The 24,588-nt window shown below is 68.0% G+C and carries 21 protein-coding genes and 3 tRNA genes; 12 read left to right on the top strand and 12 right to left on the bottom strand.

Going from position 1 to position 24,588, the window contains the following annotated elements; all coding sequences use genetic code 11:
* Positions 1–15 precede the first annotated feature (15 nt).
* Positions 16–795 (bottom strand): class I SAM-dependent methyltransferase, encoded by a 780-nt coding sequence (locus ACQEVI_RS06145; protein ID WP_432895733.1) that lies wholly within the window; start codon positions 793–795, stop codon positions 16–18.
* Positions 796–952: 157 nt separating this feature from the next.
* On the opposite strand from ACQEVI_RS06145, the gene ACQEVI_RS06140 reads away from it, so the two are divergent.
* The 3 genes from ACQEVI_RS06140 to ACQEVI_RS06130 all read left to right on the top strand — a co-directional run bounded on the left by ACQEVI_RS06140 (position 953) and on the right by ACQEVI_RS06130 (position 1,297).
* A tRNA-Gln gene (locus ACQEVI_RS06140) sits at positions 953–1,024 on the top strand.
* Between the two features lie 90 nt (positions 1,025–1,114).
* Positions 1,115–1,187, top strand: a tRNA-Glu gene (locus ACQEVI_RS06135).
* A gap of 37 nt (positions 1,188–1,224) precedes the next feature.
* A tRNA-Glu gene (locus ACQEVI_RS06130) sits at positions 1,225–1,297 on the top strand.
* An 84-nt stretch (positions 1,298–1,381) separates the two neighbouring features.
* On the opposite strand, the gene ACQEVI_RS06125 is transcribed toward ACQEVI_RS06130, so the two are convergent.
* From ACQEVI_RS06125 to ACQEVI_RS06115, 3 genes are all read right to left on the bottom strand, one after another.
* Positions 1,382–2,308 (bottom strand): PH domain-containing protein, encoded by a 927-nt coding sequence (locus tag ACQEVI_RS06125; RefSeq protein ID WP_432895731.1) that lies wholly within the window; start codon positions 2,306–2,308, stop codon positions 1,382–1,384.
* Between the two features lie 128 nt (positions 2,309–2,436).
* Positions 2,437–2,619 (bottom strand): hypothetical protein, encoded by a 183-nt coding sequence (locus ACQEVI_RS06120; protein WP_377142558.1) that lies wholly within the window; start codon positions 2,617–2,619, stop codon positions 2,437–2,439.
* A gap of 203 nt (positions 2,620–2,822) precedes the next feature.
* Complete coding sequence (locus tag ACQEVI_RS06115) at positions 2,823–3,542, bottom strand: IclR family transcriptional regulator (RefSeq protein ID WP_026365378.1); 720 nt, start codon at positions 3,540–3,542, stop codon at positions 2,823–2,825.
* An 89-nt stretch (positions 3,543–3,631) separates the two neighbouring features.
* Between ACQEVI_RS06115 and leuC the strand changes: the two genes are divergently transcribed.
* Positions 3,632–5,188, top strand: coding sequence for a 3-isopropylmalate dehydratase large subunit (leuC, locus tag ACQEVI_RS06110; protein ID WP_432895728.1), 1,557 nt, complete (start codon positions 3,632–3,634; stop codon positions 5,186–5,188).
* Between the two features lie 14 nt (positions 5,189–5,202).
* Positions 5,203–5,838, top strand: coding sequence for a 3-isopropylmalate dehydratase small subunit (gene leuD, locus ACQEVI_RS06105; RefSeq protein WP_357510914.1), 636 nt, complete (start codon positions 5,203–5,205; stop codon positions 5,836–5,838).
* A gap of 25 nt (positions 5,839–5,863) precedes the next feature.
* Here leuD and ACQEVI_RS06100 read toward each other — a convergent pair whose 3' ends face one another.
* On the bottom strand, positions 5,864–6,745 hold the full coding sequence (locus ACQEVI_RS06100; RefSeq protein ID WP_432895725.1) for an LLM class flavin-dependent oxidoreductase: 882 nt from the start codon (positions 6,743–6,745) through the stop codon (positions 5,864–5,866).
* Between the two features lie 138 nt (positions 6,746–6,883).
* Between ACQEVI_RS06100 and rnhA the strand changes: the two genes are divergently transcribed.
* Both rnhA and lpdA read left to right on the top strand, forming a co-directional pair.
* Entirely contained in the window at positions 6,884–7,330 is a 447-nt protein-coding gene (gene rnhA / locus ACQEVI_RS06095; RefSeq protein WP_432895723.1) for a ribonuclease HI, read from the top strand.
* A 90-nt stretch (positions 7,331–7,420) separates the two neighbouring features.
* Positions 7,421–8,824, top strand: coding sequence for a dihydrolipoyl dehydrogenase (gene lpdA / locus ACQEVI_RS06090; RefSeq protein ID WP_432895721.1), 1,404 nt, complete (start codon positions 7,421–7,423; stop codon positions 8,822–8,824).
* A 239-nt stretch (positions 8,825–9,063) separates the two neighbouring features.
* On the opposite strand, the gene ACQEVI_RS06085 is transcribed toward lpdA, so the two are convergent.
* The gene (locus tag ACQEVI_RS06085) at positions 9,064–10,536 is read right to left on the bottom strand and encodes a hypothetical protein (protein WP_432895719.1); all 1,473 of its coding nucleotides are present in this window, start codon (positions 10,534–10,536) and stop codon (positions 9,064–9,066) included.
* A 456-nt stretch (positions 10,537–10,992) separates the two neighbouring features.
* Here ACQEVI_RS06085 and ACQEVI_RS06080 point away from each other — a divergent pair, with 456 nt between their 5' ends.
* From ACQEVI_RS06080 to ACQEVI_RS06070, 3 genes are all read left to right on the top strand, one after another.
* Positions 10,993–11,781 (top strand): DUF4240 domain-containing protein, encoded by a 789-nt coding sequence (locus ACQEVI_RS06080; protein WP_432895717.1) that lies wholly within the window; start codon positions 10,993–10,995, stop codon positions 11,779–11,781.
* 261 nt (positions 11,782–12,042) lie between these two features.
* Positions 12,043–14,142 carry a hypothetical protein gene (locus tag ACQEVI_RS06075; protein WP_432895715.1) on the top strand — a complete coding sequence of 700 codons (2,100 nt, stop codon included), beginning with the start codon at positions 12,043–12,045 and terminating at the stop codon, positions 14,140–14,142.
* Between the two features lie 274 nt (positions 14,143–14,416).
* Positions 14,417–14,854, top strand: coding sequence for a hypothetical protein (locus ACQEVI_RS06070; RefSeq protein ID WP_432895713.1), 438 nt, complete (start codon positions 14,417–14,419; stop codon positions 14,852–14,854).
* A 286-nt stretch (positions 14,855–15,140) separates the two neighbouring features.
* On the opposite strand, the gene ACQEVI_RS06065 is transcribed toward ACQEVI_RS06070, so the two are convergent.
* On the bottom strand, positions 15,141–16,184 hold the full coding sequence (locus tag ACQEVI_RS06065) for an HNH endonuclease (protein WP_432895711.1): 1,044 nt from the start codon (positions 16,182–16,184) through the stop codon (positions 15,141–15,143).
* 160 nt (positions 16,185–16,344) lie between these two features.
* Here ACQEVI_RS06065 and ACQEVI_RS06060 point away from each other — a divergent pair, with 160 nt between their 5' ends.
* Both ACQEVI_RS06060 and ACQEVI_RS06055 read left to right on the top strand, forming a co-directional pair.
* Positions 16,345–16,848 (top strand): HAD domain-containing protein, encoded by a 504-nt coding sequence (locus tag ACQEVI_RS06060; protein ID WP_432895709.1) that lies wholly within the window; start codon positions 16,345–16,347, stop codon positions 16,846–16,848.
* A gap of 210 nt (positions 16,849–17,058) precedes the next feature.
* Entirely contained in the window at positions 17,059–18,084 is a 1,026-nt protein-coding gene (locus tag ACQEVI_RS06055) for a hypothetical protein (RefSeq protein ID WP_432895708.1), read from the top strand.
* 260 nt (positions 18,085–18,344) lie between these two features.
* Here the strand turns inward: ACQEVI_RS06055 and ACQEVI_RS06050 are convergent, their stop codons facing one another.
* The 5 genes from ACQEVI_RS06050 to ACQEVI_RS06030 all read right to left on the bottom strand — a co-directional run bounded on the left by ACQEVI_RS06050 (position 18,345) and on the right by ACQEVI_RS06030 (position 24,154).
* A complete protein-coding gene (locus ACQEVI_RS06050) occupies positions 18,345–19,019 on the bottom strand; it encodes a hypothetical protein (RefSeq protein ID WP_432895706.1) in 675 nt (224 codons plus the stop codon).
* Positions 19,016–20,449 carry a hypothetical protein gene (locus ACQEVI_RS06045; RefSeq protein WP_432895704.1) on the bottom strand — a complete coding sequence of 478 codons (1,434 nt, stop codon included), beginning with the start codon at positions 20,447–20,449 and terminating at the stop codon, positions 19,016–19,018. Before ACQEVI_RS06045 ends, ACQEVI_RS06050 begins: the two co-directional genes overlap by 4 nt.
* Before the next feature lie 76 nt (positions 20,450–20,525).
* Entirely contained in the window at positions 20,526–21,056 is a 531-nt protein-coding gene (locus ACQEVI_RS06040; RefSeq protein WP_432895702.1) for a hypothetical protein, read from the bottom strand.
* 57 nt (positions 21,057–21,113) lie between these two features.
* On the bottom strand, positions 21,114–21,476 hold the full coding sequence (locus ACQEVI_RS06035) for a hypothetical protein (protein ID WP_432895700.1): 363 nt from the start codon (positions 21,474–21,476) through the stop codon (positions 21,114–21,116).
* A gap of 2 nt (positions 21,477–21,478) precedes the next feature.
* Positions 21,479–24,154: a hypothetical protein gene (locus ACQEVI_RS06030; RefSeq protein WP_432895698.1), complete on the bottom strand. Its 2,676-nt coding sequence runs from the start codon at positions 24,152–24,154 to the stop codon at positions 21,479–21,481.
* Positions 24,155–24,588: the final 434 nt, after the last annotated feature.

The following is a 24,588-nucleotide window of genomic DNA, read 5'->3' as shown; positions in this document are numbered from 1 at the left end:
GGACCGGGGGCCGGCCTACCCGGCGAGGTCCGCGCGGTAGCACTCGGCCACGTACGGCAGCTCCGTCTCGTCGCGGCCGGCAAGGTCGGGATGCGTGGCGACCAGCGCGTCGACCTCGGCCAGGAGCTCGTCCCTCCGGTCGGCCGGGAGCGCGATGAGGTAGCTGCGCGATGCGGCGAGCGGACGCAGGGCCGACGTCGGCAGGCGGTGCCTCCAGCGGAAGGTGGCCGACTCGATCGCGCCGAACGGCGTCTCACCCGCGTGGTCGTCGGCCGGCGCTGCCTGGAGCACCGGTGCGGCGTTGCTCTCCGTGGGGTTCAGCTCGTCGCCCCGGTGCAGGATCTCGCCGAACCGGCGCACCCAGTCGACGGTGTGGTCACGGGTGTTCCAGACGACGCCGAGCCGGCCACCGGGCCGCAGGACGCGGGCGATCTCCGCGACGGCTCCACGCTGGAACCAGTGCCACGCCTGCCCCACGACTATGCCGTCGACCGCGTCGTCCGGGAGCGGGATCTGCTCGGCGGTGCCCACGTGGGCGTGGACACCCGGCAGGGCGGCCTGGAGGTGGCCGAGCATCGCCTGTGACGGTTCGACGGCGTGGACGGTCAGCCCGCGGGCCACGAGGGCGCCGGTGAGCTTTCCGGTGCCCGCCGCCAGGTCGAGCACGGTGCCGGCGGAGTCCGGCAGCAGCCAGTCGACTGCCTCGTCGGGATAGGGCGGACGGGTGGCGGCGTAGGTGTCGGCGCCCTGCTCGAAGGACGCTGCGCGATCGTTGTGCGAGTGCGGATCCGGCATGTTCCGGAGCCTCTCACAGGCCCGGCGCGGTACGCGTGACGGACAGCACGCCCTTTCCGTTTTGACCACCGTCCGAGGTCAGGTAGTGTTCTCCAGCGGTAGGGCCCACACGGAAAGCCTGTCGGAAACAGGTGTATCCAGAAGGTCGTTACCCCCATGGGGTATGGTGTAATTGGCAGCACGAGTGATTCTGGTTCACTTAGTCTAGGTTCGAGTCCTGGTACCCCAGCGCAGAGCACAGCGCACACGTAGCCGATGCGAATCGGCCTCATGGTGCGCTACGGTTCTCACGGCAACCGGTCCGTAACCGGTAGTTCAGGCCCCCATCGTCTAGCGGCCTAGGACGCCGCCCTCTCACGGCGGTAACGCGGGTTCAAATCCCGCTGGGGGTACGCAGGTCCGTCGGCTTCGGCTGGTGGATCCGTTCTGGCCCCCATCGTCTAGCGGCCTAGGACGCCGCCCTCTCACGGCGGTAGCGCGGGTTCAAATCCCACTGGGGGTACAGCAGAGAGGCCCGGTCCATGCGGACCGGGCCTCTCGCCGTCTGCGGGGAGTGTCGCCGTTGCGGACTACGGGGAGAAGGTCGTCAGCGGATCTTCGGGTCCTTGCCGCCCTCGATGAACGGCTCCGGCCGCACCTCGGAGTCCGGGTCGGCGGTGGCCCCGCCGGGCACGTGGCCGCCATGGTGGGCGCCGCTGCCCGACGGCGCGGGTGCCGTCCCGCCGCCCGTCGACGACCAGCTGGGGCGGGCCGGCTCCTCGCTCGCGGGGACCGTGGCGTCCTGGATGGCGCTCTCGTTCGTGGCGCTTGCCGGGATGGTGCCGTCCTGGGCAGCGGCGCTCCGGGCGATCGGGAGCTCGATGCGCTGCGTCGGCGGGTTGATGCGCCGTCCGATCCGGGGCATCAGTGCGGGCGGCGGCGGGCCGGACGGCGATTCGGCCGACGGCGTGGCCTGGGGTCGGATGTCCGGGTTGGCCTGCGCGGCCGCCTCGGCGTCGGCGGCGTCCGGGTGGAAGAGTGTCGCGATGATGAGCCGGTACCGGGAGTCGGGCTGAGGTATCCAGGTGACCCGGTCGAGGGACTGGTCCTGCCCGGCGGTCTCGAAGACGAAGGTGCCGTAGCCGAGCAGCTGACCCATCGGGGTGCGCTCGTACCCGAGGTCGGTCACCTTCTCGGTCGGCATCATCGCCACCCGGTGGATGAGGAACCCGTCGAGAACGAGCAGCCGGCGGTCGGTCAGGACGAACCAGCGGGCCCGCCACTCCAGCCACTTGTACAGCAGGCGCCCGCCGAGGACGACGAACGGCAGCCACACCCAGCCCATGTCGTTCCGGACGTTCGGGTCCACGGCGACGAGCAGGGTCAGCGCCAGCACGAACGCACCGGCAGTCGTGAGGAGCGGCTCCCAGAGCATCGACCAGTGCCGGTGCGTGGCGATGATGATCTTCTCGTCCGCCAGGATGTACCGCTGCAGGGCGCGGTTGGGGACGACGAAGTCCGCTGTTGCGCTCATGCGGGTCTCCCCGGGGGTGCGGTCGGATGCGGTGCGGGAGCCGGACCAGGACGGCCGGTGGATCGATCCGACTGGCTCGATCCGGCGGCCCGGTCCGGTGGTCGGGTCCCGCCGCTGACCCTACGTGGTCAGCGGCCGATCGACCCGGTGAAGAGCTCCTCGAAGAACCTGCCGATGTTCGCGATGGCACCCCAGATGACGTCCCAGAGGGCAAGCACGACGTCGGCGGAGCGCTCGGGATCGTTCACGACCGAGTACAGCAAGAAGATCACTACGACCCAGATGATGATGAGCCTCACCTTAGGTGGCATCAGATTCCTCACGAAGTAGGGGTGTGTGCCCTGGTGTGCACACGTCCCTCAAGAGGGTACTGACACGACCGGGACCTGGGGAATCACCTGGCTCGGCGTGGCGGCGCAACACTCACCGACCGCTCACCTGCCGCACACGCAGTGTGCACCGCGGAGCCCTGCGAGTGCCGGGCTCCGCGGGGGACGACTCTGCGAACGAGGGGCTACTCGCCGGACCGGTGCAGTACCTCGGTGAGCTTGTTCGCCGCGGCGACGACCGCGGCGGAGTGCAGCCGGCCGGGCTGCCGGGAGAGGCGCTCCACGGGTCCGGAGACGCTGACCGCGGCCACCACGCGGCCCGAGGGGCCACGCACCGGCGCCGACACCGAGGCCACGCCCAGCTCACGTTCTGAGACGGACTGTGCCCACCCGCGGCGTCGGACGCCGGAGAGGATGGTGGCCGTGAAGGTCGCGTCACGCAGGCCGCGGTGGAGGCGGTCCGGCTCCTCCCACGCGAGCAGGACGTGCGCCGCGGAGCCGGCGCTCATGCTCAGCGTCGCACCCACGGGAATGGAGTCGCGCAGGCCGACCGGGCGTTCGGCGGCGGCGACGCACACGCGGTGGTCGCCCTGCCTACGGTAGAGTTGGGCGCTTTCGCCCGTGTGGTCCCGCAGCGCGATGAGCACGGGGTTCGCAGCCGCCAGAAGGCGGTCCTCGCCGGCGGCCGTGGCCAGCTCGTTGAGGCGCGGACCCAGCACGAAACGGCCCTGCATGTCGCGGGCCACGAGGCGGTGGTGCTCGAGTGCAACGGCCAGGCGGTGCGCCGTCGGGCGGGCCAGGCCGGTCGAGGAGACGAGCTGCGCCAGGGTGGCCGGTCCGGCCTCGAGTGCCCCGAGGACGGACGCCGCCTTGTCCAAGACGCCGACTCCGCTAGTATCGTCCATACCGCGATATTGCCGTCTCGGAACGTGAGATTGCAAGTCGAGGCCCAAAGTTGTTTCTGACAGAGGTAGTTACAGGGAGGCGAACCGCAATGGCCGGCACGCTGGCAGAGAAGGTCTGGGAAGCGCACCTGGTGCGTCGAGGCGAGGACGGCTCACCCGATCTTCTCTACATCGACCTGCACCTGGTGCACGAGGTCACGAGCCCGCAGGCGTTCGAGGGGCTGCGGCTCGCCGGACGGCAGGTGCGGCGCCCTGACCTCACCATCGCTACCGAGGACCACAACACCCCGACACTCGACATCGATCGGCCCATCGCCGACCTGACGAGCCGCACGCAGATCGACACGCTGCGCGCCAACGCCAAGGAGTTCGGCGTCCGGCTGCACAGCCTCGGCGACGCCGACCAGGGCATCGTGCACCAGGTCGGACCGCAGCTCGGGCTGACGATGCCGGGCCTCACCGTCGTGTGCGGTGACTCGCACACCTCGACGCACGGTGCGTTCGGCGCGCTCGCGTTCGGCATCGGCACGTCCGAGGTGGAGCACGTGCTCGCCACCCAGACGCTCCCGCTGGCGCCGTTCAAGACGATGGCGATCACGGTGGACGGGACGCTGCCCGCCGGCACGACGTCCAAGGACATCATCCTGGCGATCATCGCCAAGATCGGCACCGGCGGCGGGCAGGGCTACGTGCTCGAGTACCGCGGCGAGGCCATCCGGGCGCTGTCCATGGAAGCGCGCATGACCGTCTGCAACATGTCGATCGAGGCGGGCGCCCGCGCCGGCATGATCGCGCCGGACGAGACCACCTTCGAGTACCTCAAGGGCCGTCCCCACGCGCCGGAGGGCGAGGACTGGGACGCCGCCGTGGAGTACTGGAAGACCCTGCGGTCCGACGACGACGCGGAGTTCGACGTCGAGGTCGTGCTCGAAGCGGCCGACCTCGAGCCGTTCGTCACCTGGGGCACCAACCCGGGGCAGGGCCTGCCGCTCTCGGCGACCGTACCCGTCCCGGCGGAGATCGCCGACGAGGGCGAGCGCGAGACCGCCGCCAAGGCTCTGGAGTACATGGGCCTGACCGGCGGTACGCCGCTGCGCGACATCCCTGTCGACACGGTGTTCATCGGTTCCTGCACCAACGGACGTATCGAGGACCTGCGGTCCGTCGCGAAGGTCATCAAGGGCCGCGCCAAGGCCGAGTCCCTGCGTGTCCTGGTGGTCCCGGCCTCGGCGCGCGTGCGGCTGCAGGCCGAGGCCGAGGGCCTCGACGTGATCTTCAAGGAGTTCGGCGCCGAGTGGCGCAACGCAGGCTGCTCGATGTGTCTGGGCATGAACCCGGACCAGCTGGCACCGGGGGAGCGGTCGGCGTCCACGTCGAACCGCAACTTCGAGGGGCGGCAGGGCAAGGGCGGGCGTACCCACCTGGTCTCGCCGCTGGTCGCCGCGGCGACGGCGATCCGGGGCACCCTGTCGAGCGTCGGTGACCTCGACCTGCCGTACGACATCGACATCACCACTTTCGACGGCACGCCGCTCGACGGCGTGGGCGCGTCCCCGCTGGGCGAGTCCGTCGTCGACCTGCCCATTCCCGTGGCGATCGGATCCGCTCCGAGCGGGTCCGCTGCCGGCCAGCCCGCGCTGCGCTGAGAGGAGCACAGACCATGGAGAAGATCCACACCCACACCGGCGTCGGCGTCCCGCTGCGGCGCAGCAACGTCGACACCGACCAGATCATCCCCGCCGTGTACCTCAAGCGGGTCACGCGTACAGGGTTCGAGGACGCGCTGTTCGCCGCATGGCGGGGCGACCCCTCGTTCGTGCTGAACCAGGAGGCGTACTCGGCGGGCTCCGTGCTCGTGGCCGGGCCCGACTTCGGCACCGGCTCCTCGCGTGAGCACGCCGTCTGGGCGCTCAAGGACTACGGCTTCCGAGTAGTGCTGTCGTCCCGGTTCGCCGACATCTTCCGTGGCAACTCGGGCAAGCAGGGCCTCGTCGCCGGCGTCGTCTCGCCCGAGGACATCGAGATCCTCTGGAAGATCCTCGAGACCAAGCCGGGCACCGAGGTGACCGTGGACCTCGAGGCCAAGACCGCGACGGCCGACGACGTCACCGTGCCGTTCCAGATCGACGACTACACGCGGTGGCGGCTCATGGAGGGGCTCGACGACATCGGGCTCACCCTGCAGCAGGAGGACAAGATCACCGCGTTCGAGGCGACCCGGGCGTCGTGGCGTCCGAAGACCCTGCCCGCGCGGCACCTGCCGTCGGTCGAGATCGAGGCGGCCCGCCCGGTCTGACCGTCCGAGGGCTCGCCGGCTGCTTCTACAGTGCCGGCGGGCCCTGGCGCACCTTCTCCAGGAGCAGCTCCGGCGTGTCGGTCGCCGGGTCCCACCACGAGTCGATCCACCAGGTGACGCCCGCGTCGGCCATGACGCGGGCCTGCTCGGCGGCCTCGGCAGGGTCGGGGGAGAGCTTGCCCTGCAGGACGATCTCGAACGGCCGGTCGTTCCGGGCGCCCTCCGCGCCGTTCCCCTCGGTCTCGTCCGACCGGTGCGCCGTGAGCCAGTCGGTCAGTCCGGTGATGTCCTCCGTCGTCAGATCGTCCGCCGTGCCGCGCAGCTGCGGGACGATCCCGTCCCAGCGCAGCGTGCGCCTCAGGTTCTTGGCGGGCGGTCGCTCGGCGTCCCAGACACCCACCGGCCACACCGGGATCCGGCCGTTCACCGGCTGCTCGGGGAAGCGGAACGGGCCGGTGTCGATGTGTTCCCCGTGAAACTCGAAACCCTCTCCGGACCAGGACTGCTCGAGCCAGGCCAGCGTCTCGTCCAGCAGCGCCGCCCGCTCCTTCAGGCCCTTCGCCTGACCTGGAGCAGAGGTGAAGCCACGGTCGTCGGCCACCCCGACACCCACGGGCAGGACCAGACGACCGCCGGACAGACGGTCCACGGTGAGTGCGCGCTGCGCGAGCTCCCACGGGCGGTGCCGCGGTACGGCGAACACCATCGCGCCGAGCATGATGCGCTCCGTCACCGTGGCAGCGGCGGCGAGCACGGCGAACGGGTCGTAGACCGGCATCGCCCACTCACCGTCCAGGCTGATCGCGTCCCAGGTGAAGAAGCCGTCCCAACCATGCTCCTCGCTCTCGCGAGCCAGAGCGACGTGCTGGTCGATCGTGCCGAAGCTGCTGATGAATCCGAACTTCATACCGTTCCTCCGCGTGGCCCAGGTGCTTGTCCGACGTCACCCAGCACGCTACGCCGAGCCTCTGACAATGATCGGGCAGACGGTCCTTCAACGGAGCTACGTACCCCCGCTGACCACCGGCGAAGTTAGGGTTGCGCCGTGACACAGACGCAACCCGTGGTGGAGATGTGGACCGACGGCGCCTGCAAGGGCAACCCGGGGCTGGGCGGCTGGGGTGCGCTCCTGAAGGCGGGGGAGCACTCCAAGGAGCTGTTCGGCGGGGAGAAGCTCACCACGAACAACCGCATGGAGCTCAAGGCAGTGGTCGAGGCGCTGCGAGCGCTCAAGCAGCCGAGCGAGGTCACCATCCACGTCGACTCGTCGTACGTGATGAACGGTATGAAGACCTGGATCGTGGGCTGGAAGCGCAACGGGTGGAAGACCGCGAGCAAGCAGCCGGTGAAGAACGTGGACCTGTGGCAGGAGCTCGATGCCGAGGTCGCCAAGCACACGGTGCGCTGGGTCTGGGTCAAGGGCCACGCCGGCGACCCGGGCAACGAGGCGGCGGACGCGCTGGCGAACAAGGGCGTCGACAGCGTGCGCTGACGGCCTGCGCTGATGGCCTGCTGGAAGCCGTAGCGGTAACGAGACCGATGTCACGTCACCACGATTCGCGCACCCTAATACCCTTGTCCCATGGCTTCCCACTACGACGTCGTACTCCTCGGTGCGGGCCCCGGCGGCTACGTCGCCGCGATCCGCGCTGCCCAGCTCGGTAAGTCCGTTGCGATCATCGAGGAGAAGTATTGGGGTGGTGTCTGCCTCAACGTGGGCTGCATCCCTTCCAAGGCTCTGCTCCGCAACGCCGAGCTGGCCCACATCTTCAACCACCAGAAGGACCTCTTCGGCATGACCGGGGACGTCACCTTCGACTTCGGCAAGGCCTTCGACCGCTCGCGGGACGTGGCCGGCGGCCGCGTCAAGGGCGTCCACTTCCTGATGAAGAAGAACAAGATCGCGGAGCTCGACGGCCGCGGCACGTTCCGCGACGCGAACACCATCGAGGTGGCCCTCAACAAGGGCGGCACCGAGACCGTGACCTTCGACAACGCGATCATCGCCACCGGCTCCGAGGTTCGCCTGCTGCCCGGCGTCGAGCTGTCCTCGAACGTCGTGACCTACGAGGAGCAGATCCTCACGCGCGAGCTGCCCAAGTCGATCGCGATCGTCGGCGCCGGCGCCATCGGCATGGAGTTCGGCTATGTCCTGAAGAACTACGGCGTGGACGTCACGATCATCGAGTTCCTCGACCGTGCGCTGCCGAACGAGGACGCCGACGTCTCCAAGGAGATCGCCAAGCAGTACAAGAAGCTGGGCGTCAACCTGCTGACCTCGACCGCCGTCCAGACCGTCAAGGACGACGGCTCGTCGGTCACCGTCTCCTACAAGGGCGTCAAGGACGACAAGCCCGGTGAGCTCGTCGTCGACAAGGTCCTCATGGCGGTCGGCTTCGCGCCCAACGTCAGCGGGTTCGGCCTCGAGAACACGGGTGTGCAGCTCACCGAGCGCGGCGCCATCGCCATCGACGACCACATGCGCACCAACGTGCCGCACATCTACGCCATCGGTGACGTCACCGCCAAGCTCATGCTGGCGCACGTCGCCGAGGCGCAGGGCGTCGTCGCGTCGGAGACCATCGCCGGGGCCGAGACCCAGACCCTTGGCGACTACCGCATGATGCCGCGCGCCACGTTCTGCTCCCCGCAGGTCGCGTCCTTCGGCCTCACCGAGCAGCAGGCTCGCGACGAGGGCTACGACGTCAAGGTGTCGTCCTTCCCGACGATGGCCAACGGCAAGGCGCACGGTCTCGGCGACACCACGGGCTTCGTCAAGCTCGTCGCCGACGCCAAGTACAACGAGCTGCTCGGCGCGCACATGATCGGCCCGGATGTCTCCGAGCTGCTGCCGGAGCTGACGCTCGCGCAGAAGTGGGACCTGACCGCTGACGAGGTGGCGCGGAACGTGCACACGCACCCGACGCTGTCGGAGTCCGTGCAGGAGACCGTGCACGGTATTGCTGGGCACATGATCAACTTCTGAGACCGGTCTCCCGGTTTCTCGGGAGTCGAACCTGGTCAGAGGCCCGGATCCGCGGAATTCCGCGGATCCGGGCCTCTTCGCGTCCCGGGGTGTCGTGGACACCTATGGACGTGAGGAGCCCCGAATTGCCCCCCGAGAGGCACGCCGGAGGCACGCCGACACGACCAGGAGGGAACCGACGACGGGCACGAAGACCTAGGTACGGCCGCAAAAGCGAGAGGCATGGGGCAGGCTGCGTCTCACAGGCCTGACCGGGCAAGGAGCCAGTGCATGTGTGCGGTTGGCAGGTTGGGGTTACTAGCTGCCGCTGTCGCAACTGTTTCCGACGGATCGGCTAACAGTTGTTTTAGGTCGTGGGTCGGAAGCTGGGGATGAGTTGCTATCGCGCGGCGCACTGTGTGATCGGGATCGGAGGCCAGGCGGCGGACGAGTTCGACCGGCAGGTCGGGGTCGCGTGGGGCGAGCTGACGCATCCTTGGTTCGGGATCGGTGGCTAGACGCTGAAGAACGTGCGCGGGGAGGGGGAGGTCATCGGCTGGCCGCCACCGGGTCTTCTTTTCCGGGCGGTAGCTGCGGTCGATGCGTTCGGCGGTGACGGGATCGATCCTGTGACGGACGTGCAGGGCCATCGTCGTGCGGACGCTGCTCTCTTCATCGTCGAGTAGTCGGGCCACCGCCGGCGCCGGGAGGCAGTCGGACATCGCGGCGGAGGCGCGGAAGCAGACGTAGGGCGAGTCGACGTACGGCAAGGGGTCAGCAGTCACCCACGGCAGATGCAGTGTCCGAAGCTCCAGACGCGCTATTTCGTTCATGAACTGCCCTTCAAGCGCGTCGTCGTCCTGGACCTTGTGGTCGAGAGGCCAGTTCTTCGGGGGCACCTCGGACAAGATCCGGGAGTGGATGGCTGCGCGGGTTGACTCGGGGGTGTCCTGACGGGCGAAGACGTGGAGCGCGACCAGCGGGCTGGGATCCTCGGCAAGAGTTTCGCGCAGCGGGGGCGGCAGGTCGGGGTGCTTTGCGAGTTCCTCGCGCACATTCTCGTCCGGGTCGCCGGCAAGCCAACGGGCCGTGTCGGCATCCAGTGTGCAGTGGCGCACCGCCCCGGCGCGGGTGACCGGGTCGGTCAGCAGTGCCGGGAGCAGGTCGGTAGGTGGGACTGGTTGGGGAAGCTGCCGATAGTAGGTCGCGCAGGCTCCTGCGCGCACTGAGTCATCGGGATCGGTCAGCAGGAGCCGACGTATCGGTTCCGGGGCCTGCATCCACCATTGGGCAAGCGACGCCCGGACCTTCGGGTCGGGGTCGGCAGCCAGCTGGGCGCGCAGATCCGCCGGAACATGACCGTTCTCAGCCAGGCATTGGCGCACCCGCGGGTCAGCGTCGCCGAGTAGCCGTTCGAACAACTCTCGCGGTGCGTCGTGCGCGCCGACCACGATGGCCGCGCGTATCGCCGGATCCGGGTGCCCGGTGAGCGTCATTCGGAAGGCATAGGGGAGGCTGTGGTTGAGTGCGAGCGAGCGCATGAGCCAGTGGTCGTCGACGGCGATGATGTCGGCGACCATGTCGTCGGTCAGGTCCGGGCGCTTGGCAACGTTGCCAAAGCCTCTGCGGTAGGCGAAGAAGCGGCGGACGAGCGCGGGCGGTAGCGCGGGATTCTCGGAGAGTCCCGACATCACCTTGTCGAGGTGGATCGGCGGTGGTAGGGCGTCCGACACGACAAGCGACCCTTCTGGCGCGGCAAGCTGACCGCCGAGTCTCTCATGCGTGGTCGTCCGCGGTGGATGTTGTCGAGGGTGGGTAGGACGGCGCCACTAGGTTCGGCGCGTGACAACTCCTGCAGGTGCTTAGCCCGTACGGCCACCGCCGGTCGGCCCAGAGGGCGTGTTGGTCATTCGCCCTCCACTCCGCGTCATACCCGGCGACTTCGCCCCTCCACGCTCATGAGCACGGAGATGCACGAGACCACCGGCCCGCAGAGAATGAACCTCGCGAGGAGTGCTCCGAACCGACGGGGCTTGTCTTCGGCCGGTGGACGCATCTCCAGCTCTTTGCCTGCCCCGCTTCGTGGGATCATCCGAACCAGCGCTTTGAGATGTAGGCCGGACAGTTCGGCGACGCGGGGGAGAATTCCGCGACCTGATGTGTCGTAGTCCAACGCTACGGTTCGGTGCATGGACCTGGAGACGTTCTGGTGGTTGGTCGGCGAGATTCGCGATCGTGCGGAGACGACAGACGTAGCCAACGATGAAGCTCTGGCCAATTGCGTGGTGGACGTCATCGCGGACCGGCTGACGGCCGACGAGCTCCTGGCATTCGACGCCGTGGCGGGTGCCCTGGCAGACCTCGCGGACATCCCGGCCATGGAGGCCGCGATGTTCCTGATCGAGGGGTACATCAGCGATGACAGCTTCATGGATTTCCGTGACGGTCTGATCTTGCTCGGCCGTGAGCCGTTCGAGGCTGCGATCGCTGACCCGGACTCACTCGCCGAGCACTTGCAGGCCGCTCCGGTGAAAGGAAAAGCTGATGGCTTGGGGGGTAGCGTCCCGATCGCGTTCGAGTCGATCACATCGAGCGTTGCGGATGCATGGGTGCGGGTGACGGGTACGAAGGACGAGGACGAGTTCTGGGAGGCGACCCGCACGTCCGAGCATCGTTCGGTCGTACTCGCGAGGCCGCCGTCGAGCGAGCCGTCGATTCTGCATGACGCTGATGCGACCCGCGCACGCTTGCCGCGTCTCGCGGAGCGCTTCGTGCAGAGGTTCGAGCCGCGAGTGGCAGCGCCTCAGCTGGCTCCGGCGGAGGCAGAGCGAGGGACTGAGCGGGCGACGCTCTTCGACTATCAGAGCGGCTTGGCCGATGGCCGTGCGGCCGCCGCAGCGTCGGGGCTGAGCAACAAGCACATCGTTCCGAGTTGGGGCCGGCCGTTCTGGGACATGGGGCGTGACAATGTTTCGTGACGAGGTGGTCGCGATGGCCGCCATGCGTGGCATCTGGGGGACTCGACGAGTTCCTCTCCTTGATCGGGTGCTGAAGCACGCGAGATCGCAGTCAGGCCTGCGGCTCCGCGTGCGCGACGCTAGCAGGGTGTGCTTTCCATCGGGTGCTGAGGCGCGGCCCTCCCGGTGGCCTGACCCACAGGCGTCTTGGCTGGTTGGTCGACGTTTCGCCGTTGCACGGATATCGGCCTCGGCCGGTGGGTCGGCGGATAGGCTCGCGCGGTGCTTGAGGAACTGGACGCGATCAACTGGGACGGCTTGGGCGGCGCCTACGGGCCCGCGGGCGATGCGCCCGAGATTCTGCGAGGGCTTGCTTCGCCCGACAAGGGGGTTGCGGGTGAGGCGCTCGATGAGTTCTTCTCCTCGATCTGGCACCAGGGGACGGTCTATCCCGTGACCGCGGTCGCGGTGCCGTTCATCGTGGACCTGGCCGCGGGTCGTGCTGTTCACCACCGGGATGCTCTGTGCTTCGCATTGGGCGCGTTCGGAGGTCCAAAAATGAGCGACGGCAGCGCCCTGCCCGCGGTCCGGGCGGCCTTGCGCGCCTGCTCGGACTCGCTCCTGCCGCTGCTGGAGGACCCCGAAGTGGCGGTCCGTGAGGCTGCCACCTACGCGGTCGCCCACTCGGGTGGCGGTGACAAAGCTGCGTCAGCTCTGGTCGCGCGGCGGGAGGTAGAGGACGCCCCGCAGGTCCAGGCGGGCATCGTGCTAGGCCTGTGTGTTGTTGCTCCTGCTGTCGGCTTCCCGGTGGCTGAGGCTGCGTTGCGCGATCCGTTCCCGGTTCCGCTTGCTGCGGCCCATGCGCTCCTCGACGCCGGGCGCGCGGTGCCTGGCGAGGGGTTGGAACACCTCGCGGCCGCGATCGGGCGGGAAGCGGAGTGGAACGGCGCCTGGACGGAGTCCCTCACATGGTCCGACGGTGTGATCGAACGCCTCGACGCCGTTGCCGCGCGGACTGTTGTCATGATGATGGGGACTGGCTCCGCGCAGAGTCGTGTCCGTCAGGCGGAGAACCTTGCCCTCCGCTCGCGTGCCAGCCGGTCGGCCGCGCGGGAGTCTGTTGGCACTCTTCGCGAGCTTCTGGCCGACGACGACGCCGGCGTCGTGGCGTCTGCTGTCGCTGCAGCTGCTGACGCTGGTCACGCGGCGTCGAGCCTGGCGCCGGAACTGGCGCACCTGGCACTCGGCGACGTCGCTGACCACCGCGGCCCCGCGAATATGGCGATCGCTGTCCTGACTCGGCTCCGGGACGACCGCGTCATTCCAGCGCTGAGCGCCGCATGGGAACGCGGCCAGTCGCCGGACGCGCTGCGGCTGCTCGGCGACAACATCCCGTCCTTCGACCCCGACTTTCTGACCGTTATCCGCGACCGACTGGCGACCGTACTTGATGCCTCGGCGAGCGAGCGCGACCAGTGGGCAACTCCCACAGGCTGGCCGGACGGTCCTGCTTCGCTCATCGCGGTCCTCGGGGGCTGGGGGCCGGCTGCGGCGCCCGCCCTCGACGTCCTCGTCGACGCGCTCCCCGTGGCTCCGTATGCCGTTCCCATGGCGCTGGCTGCGATCGGCCCAGCTGCCCGTGACGCAGAGGCTCCGCTCCGTGCGGCGGCCGATGTCGACGGGCTTCCCGCGCTGCGGGCTGCCGACGCCTTGCGCCAGCTGTGTCAGGATCCGGCGCCGCTCGTTGCGGTGGCGGCAGGGCTCCTGGACAGCGGCCATCGGTTCACCGACTGGGATCTGAACTTGGTCGCCGAGGCCGGACCCGACGCGGCGTCGCTGGTCCCGCGCCTGCGCACATACCTGGCGGGACGTGCTGCCGAGACCTACCCGGACCGTGAGCTCCAGGTCGCTGCTGCTCGCGTGGTCTGGCGCGCAGTCGGGGGCATCGACGTCGTGGCCCCGACTCTGGACGCGGTGCTGCGAGCGGGGGAGAGGCCTGCGGCCCGGGCTGCTGAGTTGTTGGCGGAGCTTCCGTCTGAACTCCTCGGGGCGTTTGTCCCAGTGTTGCGCGATCTCGTAGAACGCACTGAGCCGTTCCACGGCGCTGCGCGGGTTCCGGCGGCCCGCGCGCTCTGGCGGGCCGGCGCTGTTACAGCAGGTCTTGTTCCGCTGCTCCTTGAGGAGATCGCGGGCCCGTGGGGCAGCTTCGACGGCGTGGACCTGCTCGCTGAGATGGGCGACGCCGACGCCGTTCCCGGACTGCGCGCGCTTGCGGAGCAGGACGCCCGCATCGTGACCTCCGGCAGCTGGGACAGTCTCGTCTGGGAGGACGACACCCTGCGTCGGAGAATCCTCGATGCGATCACCACGCTGTCGACATGAGTCGGAGCTCGGGCAACGGGCCGCTCGTTGCCGTCCCGCCTCCGCCGTTATCCTGAGCGTTTCGCACGACGTCCGTCGTGCGAATCGACGTGGAGTCCCACGTGGGCCGCTCGATCGCGGCGGGGGCCGCGGAGCGGCGCGAGAAATGGGCAGTGGTGATCGCGGGGTTCCGGGATCTTCCTCCTCGAAACAGGGCGCCTTACATCAGCGATCTGTTGCTCGGCGTTGGTGGATGGGTCGGAGGTTCTGCTGTGAATTCGGATGGTGCTGACCGATGACGAAGGAACGCCGCAAGGATGCTGAGCGTGAGGCCTTGTTCATCAGTCGAGCCAACGCTGCGAATCGCTTTATCCAGACGGTCGGAATGTTCGCATTATGTGTAGTAATGACAATTGTGGCCGCAGTGATGGATCTGCCTAACCTTGTGGCACTGCTGGTAACGGTATCGACTCTCCCTGCCACGCTCGGGTTCCTGTGGATCGTTGACCGAGTGAAGCCAGCAGCCGCTTCGCTTGCGCGAATCCCCAGAGCGTTACGCAGCGTGCCGTTGATGGTGGCCGCCGTCGTCGTCGCGGTTCTGGCAGCGATCGCACTATCTCTCCAGTTCGGGGCCGGGGCGGGGCTGGTGGCTCACCTCCTTGTGTACGGCGCCGAGTTTGCGTTGGCGGTCGCAATCAGGGCCCGCCGGGTGCTCCGCGAGTCGCCGGAGTGACGTCGAGCGCTCCCTACACCAACTACCAGGCTGCCTTGCCTAGCCGCGGTCACTCACGAAGTGTGTAGCTCGGCCTAACGGTTTCGTCCGATGTGTTGCGTGGCTGTGATCTGGCAGCACTTGGGACTGTTCCACGGATAGGTGACAACTGACTTGTGGTGCCGACAGGCATCGCTGGAAGGATGTTCACCGTGCCCAGACCCCACCCCAAAGAGTTCCGTGAGGATGTCGTGGCCGTCGCCTGGCGTGAGATCGCGGTGCCTTCAGGAGGCGGGTCCAGCTGTCGTCAGTAGGCACTCGCGAAGTATCCGACGAAAGGGTCTCGCCGGGCACAGAGGATCTGGCAACGAGCGCCCAGGTCTCTCGCAGCGGCGCTGATGAGGTCAGGAGCGATCGAGCAGGGACAGCTCGCGGTGTTCGCGCCAGTGGCTGTCGAGCCACTCGACCTGCTCGGTTCGGAGCTGCGTCGCCAGCGGTTGGTCGTGAAGTCCGGCGTACTGGGGATATCGGCCAGGTCGGAAGCGACGTCGATCCGAAGCCTCGTGGGGTCTACCGAGAGCAGGCCGTCGTCGAAGAGCCGATGGATGTCCCTGCGTAGCATCAGCCCACCGTGCTCGAAGTGCTGCCCGAGCTGGGCGTAGCTGTACAGGTGTCCTGCTTCAAGAACGCGCGGGGGAGCGGCGCCGGTAAAGGCGCAGTTGCTGCCCTGGCTGGCGAGGATGTGTTCCCGGAACTTCCGCTGTCCCCGGCGGACACGAACGATCGAGTGCTCGAAGCCGTGGACGAGTTCGATGTGCGGTTCGGTCGTCGTCGGCCAGAACAGGTCTGGCACGCGCGCGATTATTCGGTCGAGGGCCCGGTGGGCGTTCTTGTTCGCAAGAGCCTGCTGAAAGGCGGGCCAGTCGATCTCCCGGACGGAGTTGAAGCTGCCGCTCTTGAGGATGAGAGGCCGGATCTCGCCCTCGTCGAGGAGCCCGTCCAGCGCCGTCCAAGCGGCGTCGTAGCGAGCGGCGTACATCGTCACGTCGACCTTCTCAAGGTGCGGCGTGTCGAACTCCGACCTGCATGTGGTGTTCGAGCACCGGAACCGTGGCTTGGCCTTCGACAGCGGATTCGGGCGGGTCTTTCCGCACCTGGGGCACCGCTGCATCGTCTTGGTGCCAGGAGCTTCCTTGATCTGCTCGATCACAGAGATCCCGAGGAGTCTTTCACCGTCCCACAGCGCGATCGGGTCGCCTACCTGCAGACGCTTGTGGTTCTGGACCTTGCTGTCGTACAGATACTCGATGCCGAGCTGGTCGTCATAGAGCGACCCGCCGTCGGTGGTCATCAGCAACCAGGCGCGTCGGGGGCCAGGAGCGTCCATGCGCACAGCTTTGCACGAGCGGACACGTCGTGACCGTGAGGTGGGTTCGGCGATCGGGGATTCACCTGGTACTGCAGACGCGCGCCGGGTGCCGGCCGCGTGCGCCGGCCGCTATCGTGCGGGCGTGACTGTTGCCCGCCCGCTGCTGTTCCTCGACGTCGACGGGACCCTGTTGCCGTTCGGTGGGCCCGGGATGCTGCCACAACCCCGGGATGGCAAGCCGGAGGACCCGGACACACCGCGCCCGGAGCTCGACTTCATCGATCCGGCCCTCGGCCCGCTTCTGCTAGGTCTGGGCTGCGACCTGGTGTGGGCGACGGCGTGGATGGGTGACGCGAACGAGGTGATCGCGCCGCGGGTCGGGCTTCCGGAGCTTCCGGTCGCGGACCTGCCGCCCTATGGCGAGCACGACCCGAACACTCTGGGTTGGAAGACGCGCGCCCTCGTCCGGGTTGCTGCGGGCCGACCGTTCGTGTGGGTCGATGACGTCATCACGGATATGGACCGCTGGTTCGTCGAGGTGGAGCATCCTGGGCCCGCGCTGCTGTTCCACGTCGAACCGTCTGAGGGGCTGACTGCCGATGGCGTCGCCGAGATCGCGATATGGCTGCTAGGTCTGGAGACGTGACAGGTCGCGCTATGCCGCCGACCGGATCGAATGTTCGCCTCGACGACGGCACACGCGTAGTCGTGCACCCCACGTGGATCTGTAGGCCAGAACCCCCACGAGAACTGCCCGTCGTTCGTGATGCTGGGCACGGGTTCCGAGGCCGCACGGAGGTTGCGCGAGAACGAAGGATGGACGGGGTGACGCGGGAAACCGTCAGCGGGAGCAATGGTGACTTCTGATCGCTTCGACCTCTCCGCCGAGGTCGCCGAAGCTGCGGTAGATCGTTCGTCAGCTTGGCGGTTCGTGACACGGTTTGCCGAGTACTGGCTCGGCGAACCGCTGACTGCCAGCTCCGGGGTCTCAGCCGAACAGATCGAAACGCGTGAGGCCGATCTCGGCGTTCAATTGCCACCTGCGGTGCGTGAGTTCTATGGGCTGGTCGGTCGGCGCCACGATCTGTTCAGCAACCAGGACGTGTTGCTGTCCATCGTGCAGAGGCAGATGTACATCGACGACGGCGCATTGATCGTTCGCCATGAGAACCAGGGCGTCTGCCGGTGGGGCATCCTGCTGGAGCACTTGGACCAAGAGGATCCGCCCGTCGTCGTGCTGGCCGACCTAGCGGACAAGTCCCAGGAGCAGTGGGAGCCATGGACCGAAACGTTCTCCGCTGCGGTGGTCCAATGGTTGGTCTACGAATCGTGCATGCGTCCTGGCGTCGGTGATCTGGCCACGAAATTCGACCGATCTGCGGATCTCGCCGTGGTCACCGGGAGCGGCAGGCCGCTCGCCATCGCTCCGTTCCCGGTGGGGCACCTGAGCGTTCAGATTGAGGTGCGTTGGTCGCTGACCGACGAGGTGATCGTGCTCGCTGACGACACGGCATTCCTGATCAGCGCACGGACCCAGGAAGCGGCCGACGCATTCCGGATCGTTACCCAGCAGACTGGCTCAACGAATAGGGGTGCAGCGGCGTCGTCCGTGTTCGGTCAGGTAACCGGCGCGGCGCGCGTCCGCGCGCGACCAGTATACGAGGACATCGAGACCGAAGCCAAGGACGATCACAGCTTCGCGATCATGCCCGACCAGCACGACCTCACGAAGACAGCGGTCGGGAGCCTGGGCGCCCGCGTCCTCGTACAGCCGTCCCTCAGACCACCACAGTTCTACCGAGGTGATGTCCCGAGGCCCACGTCGACGCCAGTACCTGGTCGCCTCGAAAGTACGGCCCGCCGTGAGGTGGTTCGGCAGTAGCGGCTCAGGGTAGATACCAAGTCCCTCGCTCGTTCCTGCCTGTTCCCAGATCAAGGACCATGTCGAGCCGTCGTCGAGGTCGAGCTCGAATCCGTGGTCGAGCAGGACGTGGTCCCCGACATGCCAGTACGGCCGGTCCGACTCGTACTCAAGATCGATGAATCGCACTCTGCTGATCCGCCGACCGGTGAGCGGGCGAAGGCTGTCAGCGATCCGAGCAGCCCCGTCATCATCAGGAGTCCAGGCCGTCCACGATGGACTCATCGGTGGGTCTCGCAGTAGGTGATGTGAAGCCTGTCGGGTGGATTGCGACGGTCGTATCGCAGTGTTCGTCCGATGTCGATCTCAGCGCAGCAGTGAGCGTCGGGCGTTCGGGCAATGTGCGAGGGGCCGTCCTCGGCAAGCTCCCGCACCTGCTCGGAAGCCAGCGCGAACGCGGGCCGGCTCCCGATCACGAACAGCGTGTCCGCGGCTGTCTCCCACAGCAGGTGGTCGCGGAACCCGTCGTGCCATCGGCGGTCATGATCTGACTGGGTGACCTCCGGGAATGGCTGCACAGGAAGCCGCACCGTGTGCGGAGTCCATGAGGTTGCGCGGCCGCGAAGTTCTTTCCACTGCTTCACTGGGAACTGCACGCTGTGGTGCATCAGTACAAGGTCAGAGGGCTGCCCTTCGCCCCAGGACCCGCACTCGCCAGTGGCTTGGCGCAATGGGAGGTGGATCATGCTGTTCGGGGAGCGAGCGGCGAGCCACCACGCGCACGCGATCTCGAACGCGGCTGCCTCGTCTACGACGATCTGTGCGGCTCCGCGTCCGGCACCGTCGTACAGCGGGGCGTGAGCCTTCGGAGAGGCCGGCCGAAGCACGCGGTACGACTGGCCGCCCAACGTGACAGTGCTGACTAGGGTGCGCCATTTCTGTTCAGCGAGCTTCATGCCTCGCCCCGCAGCCCGGCGGCGAACGCGACGTGACTCTCACGCCACGTCTCGGGCCACACCTGAGGAAGCAGGGCGATGAGTTGAGTTCGCTGTAGGGCAGTGGGCTGAGCGAACTGCGGAATGGTCATGTTGCGGCCGAGCGCGGCGAGAGTTGGGTCGTGGTCGAGCAGGATCTCCAGGTCCGCGATTGTCTCGTCCCAGCCGCTGCGGTTGCGCTTGAGCCACCACGCCCGACGTCGAAGTTCTGGGTCCGGGGACGACGTCAGCGGGAGCAGGTCGGCGTCCGACCACATGGCAGGCATCTCGAGGAGAACCTCGGACGCGAGCCGTGCGACACGGTTGGTGCCGGTCTGCAGCGTCTCGAACAGCAGCGGGACGTCACCGTGAACCGTGCGGCCGACGAGCAGGCGCAGACCGGCTTTCTTCAGCGGCGGCTCAGTGCTGCGGACCAGGTCGAGCGTTACCTCACGGTCCACGGCGCCGCCGGCCTCGACCAGGCCACGGTAGGCCCGCGCACGCATAGCCGCAGGTCCCGTGCCTCGTGCGACATCCTGATACACCGAGAGCGCGTCGCGGCCCTGCTCTTCGTAGCGCTGCCGTGCCCACAGCCGGACCAGGACGCCAGGATCGACCAGCAGCCGTTCGACATCTGCGGGATCGAGCAGGTCAGCGGTCAGCCGGACGAGGCCGAGCACACGACTCTCGGCCGACCTGTCGCCCAGGAGGGCCGAGGCCACGACGTCGGGGGCAGCTCGGTCGGCGATGGCGTGCGCCAGGAGGCTCTGGACGATGCGGTCGTGCTCGCGCGGCATCGCGGCGACGGCGTCGCTGGCACTCAGCAGCTCGTTGGTCAGGCTGTGCCGGAAGGCCATGCGCCGGACCGCGGGTGTCGTCGAGCCGCGCAAGCGCGACCACAGTGCGGCTTCTCCGTGAGCCCCGGCGAGCGCGTGCAGGTACAGGGGCAGGACTTCGGCGCCTCGCGCGCGTCCCTCGATGAGGTGCAGGACGGGCACGATCTGGTCCGCTTGGGTCAGTGACGTCCTGCGGAGCACAGCCTTGGTGGCTGCGTCTCGGACGGACCAGACGTGATCGGTGAGGCGGACGGCGAGCATGCGGTCGGCCAACGGGGCATCGGTCCGCGAGAGGATGCCGACGGCGGCTTCCCGGACTCGACCGTCGCCGTGCATGCTCGCGAGTGCAGCACCAAGGTGGCCGGACGTGCCGAGTGTTCCACCCTCCCAGAAGCTGGCCATTCCGAGTGCGTCGCGGTGCCGCCAGAAGCGTGCCGTTCGATCGATCCGGAGCAGTTCACGCGCCGACGCGAGCAACAGCCAGTCCTCGATCTCCGCAAGCGGACCCGGGGCACGTGAGAGCACGGCAGCGGCGCCGTCTGAGAGACGGTCGGCGATCTCGGCGGTAGCTAGCACGCCGCACATGGTGCCAGCCGCCATGAGCGCGAACGAACGAATAACGACGCAGGCACCGCGAGGATCTGCTTGGCCGTCACGGTTGCTGGGTGTACGGGCGGAAGACCTGTTCTGTATCCATGAAGAGGTCCGAGAACAGTTGGCTGCTGACTGTTCCGTGCAGGATGCCGAGCAGGAGATCAGTGGTGGACAGGTCGAACCTCTCCCACCGTGCGCCGTCGCCGTCCTCGACATATATCGGATACACACCGGACGAGTTCCCGGCGTCGACGCGCCAGAAGAGCGTTTCTCCGTGGCTGGTGCTGGCCCAGGCAATCAGTCGGGCATCTTCGGGTAGGTCCGCTGGCCGGAGCTCGGGGTCGTCCTCCCAGAAGAACAAGAGATCTTCGAAGACGCCGTTCGAGTCCAGTAGGTCATGACTCCGCAGGGAATCACCGGGTGAGTACAGCCGTAGGTCGTTGAACCAGACACCCGCTCCACCCGCGGAAACGAGTTGGCGGTAGTCCGCCGGCAGCCGCAGATCGAGCTGCTCTTGGGCCTGCTCCCAGTCGAGCGACTGTTGCGTCGGCGTCAGACGTGCGGCTTCGATCAAGCCATCTACGCTCATGTTCAGCTCCTTGTCCCGAAGCGGAACGCCAGTCCTGGATAGCCGTCCGGTCTCGAATCAGGCGCGGAGCGCGTAGACCTCGTCGCGTGTCATATTCGGCCTGAGCGTAACGACGTCATCGGTCCAGTCCGTGATGACGATCTGGCCGTCGGCGATCGGCGCCTGCCTAGTGATCCAGGCGACGAAATCCGCGGCCAGTTCGTCATCACCTTCAATTCCGAGCCCACCGCCTGGCGGGAGTACGTCGACGAAGAGCGTTCGACCGCCCGATTCGATCTTCAACCGGGCCAGCTCCCCGGTGGCACGGTTTGACGAGCCTGGCCATGAGGCCTCGGGCCAAGTGGTCCGGGCCGCTTGTGCCAGGCTCTCCGCGTCGAACGGCGTAGAGCCGTCCAGCGCCGCGATCATGATGTCAGCCATCGTCACTTCACCTCGCCCGTGATTCGAACATAGCCGCGCAGACCCAGGGACTTCATCCGTCCTTCGATGAACTCGCCAGCAGACCGGTTGTTCGTGGTGATCTCGACGACGCCCTTGCCTCCCATCACCTGGTCTGCGGCGTGCTGCAGGCGTTGGAGCGTCCGATCGATCTTGGTCACGGCCATATCGTAGAGACGGGGGTCCAATGTGCGCGGATCGTGCCACGTAGAGGTCGCGGTGACGTGCTTGTAATCACCGACGGCTCCGTACTGCGAGGTGAACCCGTCGGGGTGTACCTCAATGTCCTTGTCCGGAATGGAGATAACGCGTTCATTGTCGCCGTAGACGGCGATCTGTCCGTCCCTGGCGGGCCCGGGCGCACCCTTGATGGGGGTCCAGGGGTTGGACTTGTATTGTGCGGCGGCGGCAGCGTCGTCGGCGGTTGAGAGCGCGGGTTGCATCGTGCCGTCCGAAAGTGGAACGGGTTTGCGGGCCAGGAGATGCTGAAGGTCGATGACCCCGGCCTCGTCGGCGAGACCCTCGCGTGTAAACATCTCGCGGCGTATCGCCCACCATGCGGCGGGATCGGCGACCAGGTCGTCCGCGGTGTTGCGCAGGATCCGTCCGGTCGCGGCGCCGGCGAAGTTGCCGGGCGCGAACGTCAGGGCGACGCCGAGAGTGTCGGCAGCGAGCTGGGCCGGGGTCGCGGTGGCGAAGTAGTCGCGGGTGGCCTGCCGCGGGTCGCGGACGAAGGTCGCGATGCCCGCTGACTTGTCCAGGCCCCAGGTCAGGACGCCGGAGATGCCCAGGGCCAGTCCGAGTGACCCGCCCGACAGCACGATCAGCGCGGCGATGCCGGCGCCGATCGCGAGCTGGGCAAGCAGCGGCTGGTCGTGCCACCAGTCGGCGAGCGCGTCGAGCACTCCGGCCAGCCACTGGTCGGGGCTCGACCCGGAGTCCGGACCGGCGTCGGGCGGAAGGCTGGGGAACTCGAAGTCCGGGTCCAGGGACGGGAAGTCGTCCGGGTCGAACGTGGGCGGGTCGCTCGGCAGCGCTGTCGGTAGATCGCTCGGCGCAACGGTCGGGAGGTCGGTGGGCATCTGCGTGGGCAGATCGGGCAGAGTCGTCGGCAACCCGGACGGGAATCCGGTGGGCAGGTCCGTGGGTACGTCGGCCGGGTTCATCCCCGGCAGCTGGTACTGGTCGTTGGTCGATGTCCCGATCTCACGCGCCGTTGCCGGCGCGGCAGCGAAGACCAGCCAGCCGAGCCCGGCCAGGACGGCTAGGGCTGCGAGGCGCCGCACCCACGGGTGGATACGGGCTGAGGAGTGCTCGTAGGCCAGCTCGCGCAGGGCACGCTGGCCGGAGACCAGCGCCGCACCACGTGCGGCGGCGACCCGTCGGGGCTCGGCGGGCTCGCCGCTGTCCGGCGGGCGTCGTGCGTGCCCGGCGAGAGCCTGCGCGAGGTCGCGTCCGACGACCCAGACCAGGCTGGTGATCGCAGCAGCGACGGTGTTCACCACGGCAGGGGCGCCGAGGGCAGGGCGCGTGACCCAGGTGGGTGCGGGGTGCCCCGTGAGGTTGGCGGCAGGGCGGGCCGCGAGCCGGACGGCGTCGGCCAGGAGACACACCAGCACCAGGAGCAGGAAGACCGGGATGCGCCCGTGTCCGTGGCCTAGGAGGGACCAGGGGACGCGCAGCCACCATGGGATGGTCGTGGAGTCCGGATCGAGCCAGGCGGGGGTGTCGCCGTCGCCTGGCAGTGCGCTGAACAGGTCCAGGCTGGCGTTGTACATCGCGTGGTCGGCGATCGTGGACCACAGCACCACCAGGGACAGTGCGGCCAGGGCAAGCCCGGTCAGGCGACGTCGGGCCTGCCAGGCTGCGACCGCGAGCCCGACCACTCCGGTGACCAGAGCGGTCATGATCGCGTGTCCGCCGAACTCGGCGACCGTGGTCGGGGCGAGCAGGGCGCCATCCGCGCTCATCGGGGTCGGGAGCGGCGCGAGACCGAACCGAACGTAACCCAGAGGCAGGACGCCGTCGGGCGTCAGGCCGAGCAGGGAACCGAAGCCCACGTTGCCGGTTGCCACGGCGGTGCGCCGGACCGATTCCTCGACGGCGAGGAACGCCGTCCCGGACGCCAGGCCCAGCAGGAGCCAGTCGACGGTCGCGAACCGGGCGGCCCGCCGTGGTGCGAGGAGAACCAGGACCGCGACGGGCACGAGCTTGCCGGCCTCTTCGACGATGCCGGCGATGGCGACCTGGGCACCCGTCTCCGTGACGGCGAACAGATCGATCTGTGCGACCTGGCCCGCCATGATCGTGGTGACCAGGCCGATGCCGATCGACCACGGCACGCACAGCGCGAAGAAGCCCAAGAACCCGGACCAGGTCAGTGTCTTGGTCCGCGCGAGGGCGAACCACGCGACCACGACCCACAGGCAGCCGAGGTAGGCGCGCATCCCCAGGCGCAGCTCGGGCAGGAACAGCCAGAGCCCGAGCAACCAGAGCAGCGAACCGGCCAGCACGACTGTCCGGGCCACCGCCAACGCTCGGGCGGCACGCGGGTGTGAGCCGAGCCAGCGGGAACGCCATACGGCCAGGTGCTGCCACCATTCCCGGGGCGCGGGGCGGATGCTCGTGATCGGCGCACGCGCGAGTGGTGTCGTGGTCATCCTTGGCCCCCCGCCAGATAATCCGGGCAAACCGTACGGCGGGTGCGGGCTTGGGGGCAAGGTAGCTGACATGCCCCGAGGTTGCGCTCGCGCGTCGCGCTGAACTCCGAAGGGTGGGCGACTTCGCCGGCGGCGACGAGATCCCTGGCGTACCTACCGGCAAGGGAATCGAAGATACCGCCGACGGCACGGTCAGCCCTGGATCGCTCGGGTGACGGCGGCACGTACGTCTTTTGCGGTGACGTGCCCAGACCGGGACCAAGACCGGCGCCGCTTGCTCCTCACGGATTCGGAGGGCCGGGCTGCGCTGCTCGGCCGCGACCTTGACGAGCCCCTGGCGCTGATGATCGCTCCGGGCCCCGGAGGCAGACACCCTGGCGCGGCTGTCCGCGCCAGGGCACGATCGTCTTCAAGACGAGAACCCTGGTGCTGAC

The organism is Promicromonospora sp. CA-289599 (assembly GCF_050936155.1).
Classification (GTDB): domain Bacteria; phylum Actinomycetota; class Actinomycetes; order Actinomycetales; family Cellulomonadaceae; genus Promicromonospora.
The sequence above is the reverse complement of the archived record's forward strand: the minus strand, read 5'-3'. Positions and strand labels throughout refer to the sequence as shown.

Coding starts and splice junctions, on each gene's coding strand:
- ACQEVI_RS06145 (WP_432895733.1), bottom strand. CDS start 795: ATGCCGGATCCGCACTCGCACAACGATCGCGCAGCGTCCTTCGAGCAG.
- ACQEVI_RS06125 (WP_432895731.1), bottom strand. CDS start 2,308: ATGAGCGCAACAGCGGACTTCGTCGTCCCCAACCGCGCCCTGCAGCGG.
- ACQEVI_RS06120 (WP_377142558.1), bottom strand. CDS start 2,619: ATGCCACCTAAGGTGAGGCTCATCATCATCTGGGTCGTAGTGATCTTC.
- ACQEVI_RS06115 (WP_026365378.1), bottom strand. CDS start 3,542: ATGGACGATACTAGCGGAGTCGGCGTCTTGGACAAGGCGGCGTCCGTC.
- leuC (WP_432895728.1), top strand. CDS start 3,632: ATGGCCGGCACGCTGGCAGAGAAGGTCTGGGAAGCGCACCTGGTGCGT.
- leuD (WP_357510914.1), top strand. CDS start 5,203: ATGGAGAAGATCCACACCCACACCGGCGTCGGCGTCCCGCTGCGGCGC.
- ACQEVI_RS06100 (WP_432895725.1), bottom strand. CDS start 6,745: ATGAAGTTCGGATTCATCAGCAGCTTCGGCACGATCGACCAGCACGTC.
- lpdA (WP_432895721.1), top strand. CDS start 7,421: ATGGCTTCCCACTACGACGTCGTACTCCTCGGTGCGGGCCCCGGCGGC.
- ACQEVI_RS06080 (WP_432895717.1), top strand. CDS start 10,993: ATGGACCTGGAGACGTTCTGGTGGTTGGTCGGCGAGATTCGCGATCGT.
- ACQEVI_RS06070 (WP_432895713.1), top strand. CDS start 14,417: ATGACGAAGGAACGCCGCAAGGATGCTGAGCGTGAGGCCTTGTTCATC.
- ACQEVI_RS06065 (WP_432895711.1), bottom strand. CDS start 16,184: ATGACCACCGACGGCGGGTCGCTCTATGACGACCAGCTCGGCATCGAG.
- ACQEVI_RS06050 (WP_432895706.1), bottom strand. CDS start 19,019: ATGAAGCTCGCTGAACAGAAATGGCGCACCCTAGTCAGCACTGTCACG.
- ACQEVI_RS06040 (WP_432895702.1), bottom strand. CDS start 21,056: ATGAGCGTAGATGGCTTGATCGAAGCCGCACGTCTGACGCCGACGCAA.
- ACQEVI_RS06035 (WP_432895700.1), bottom strand. CDS start 21,476: ATGGCTGACATCATGATCGCGGCGCTGGACGGCTCTACGCCGTTCGAC.
- ACQEVI_RS06030 (WP_432895698.1), bottom strand. CDS start 24,154: ATGACCACGACACCACTCGCGCGTGCGCCGATCACGAGCATCCGCCCC.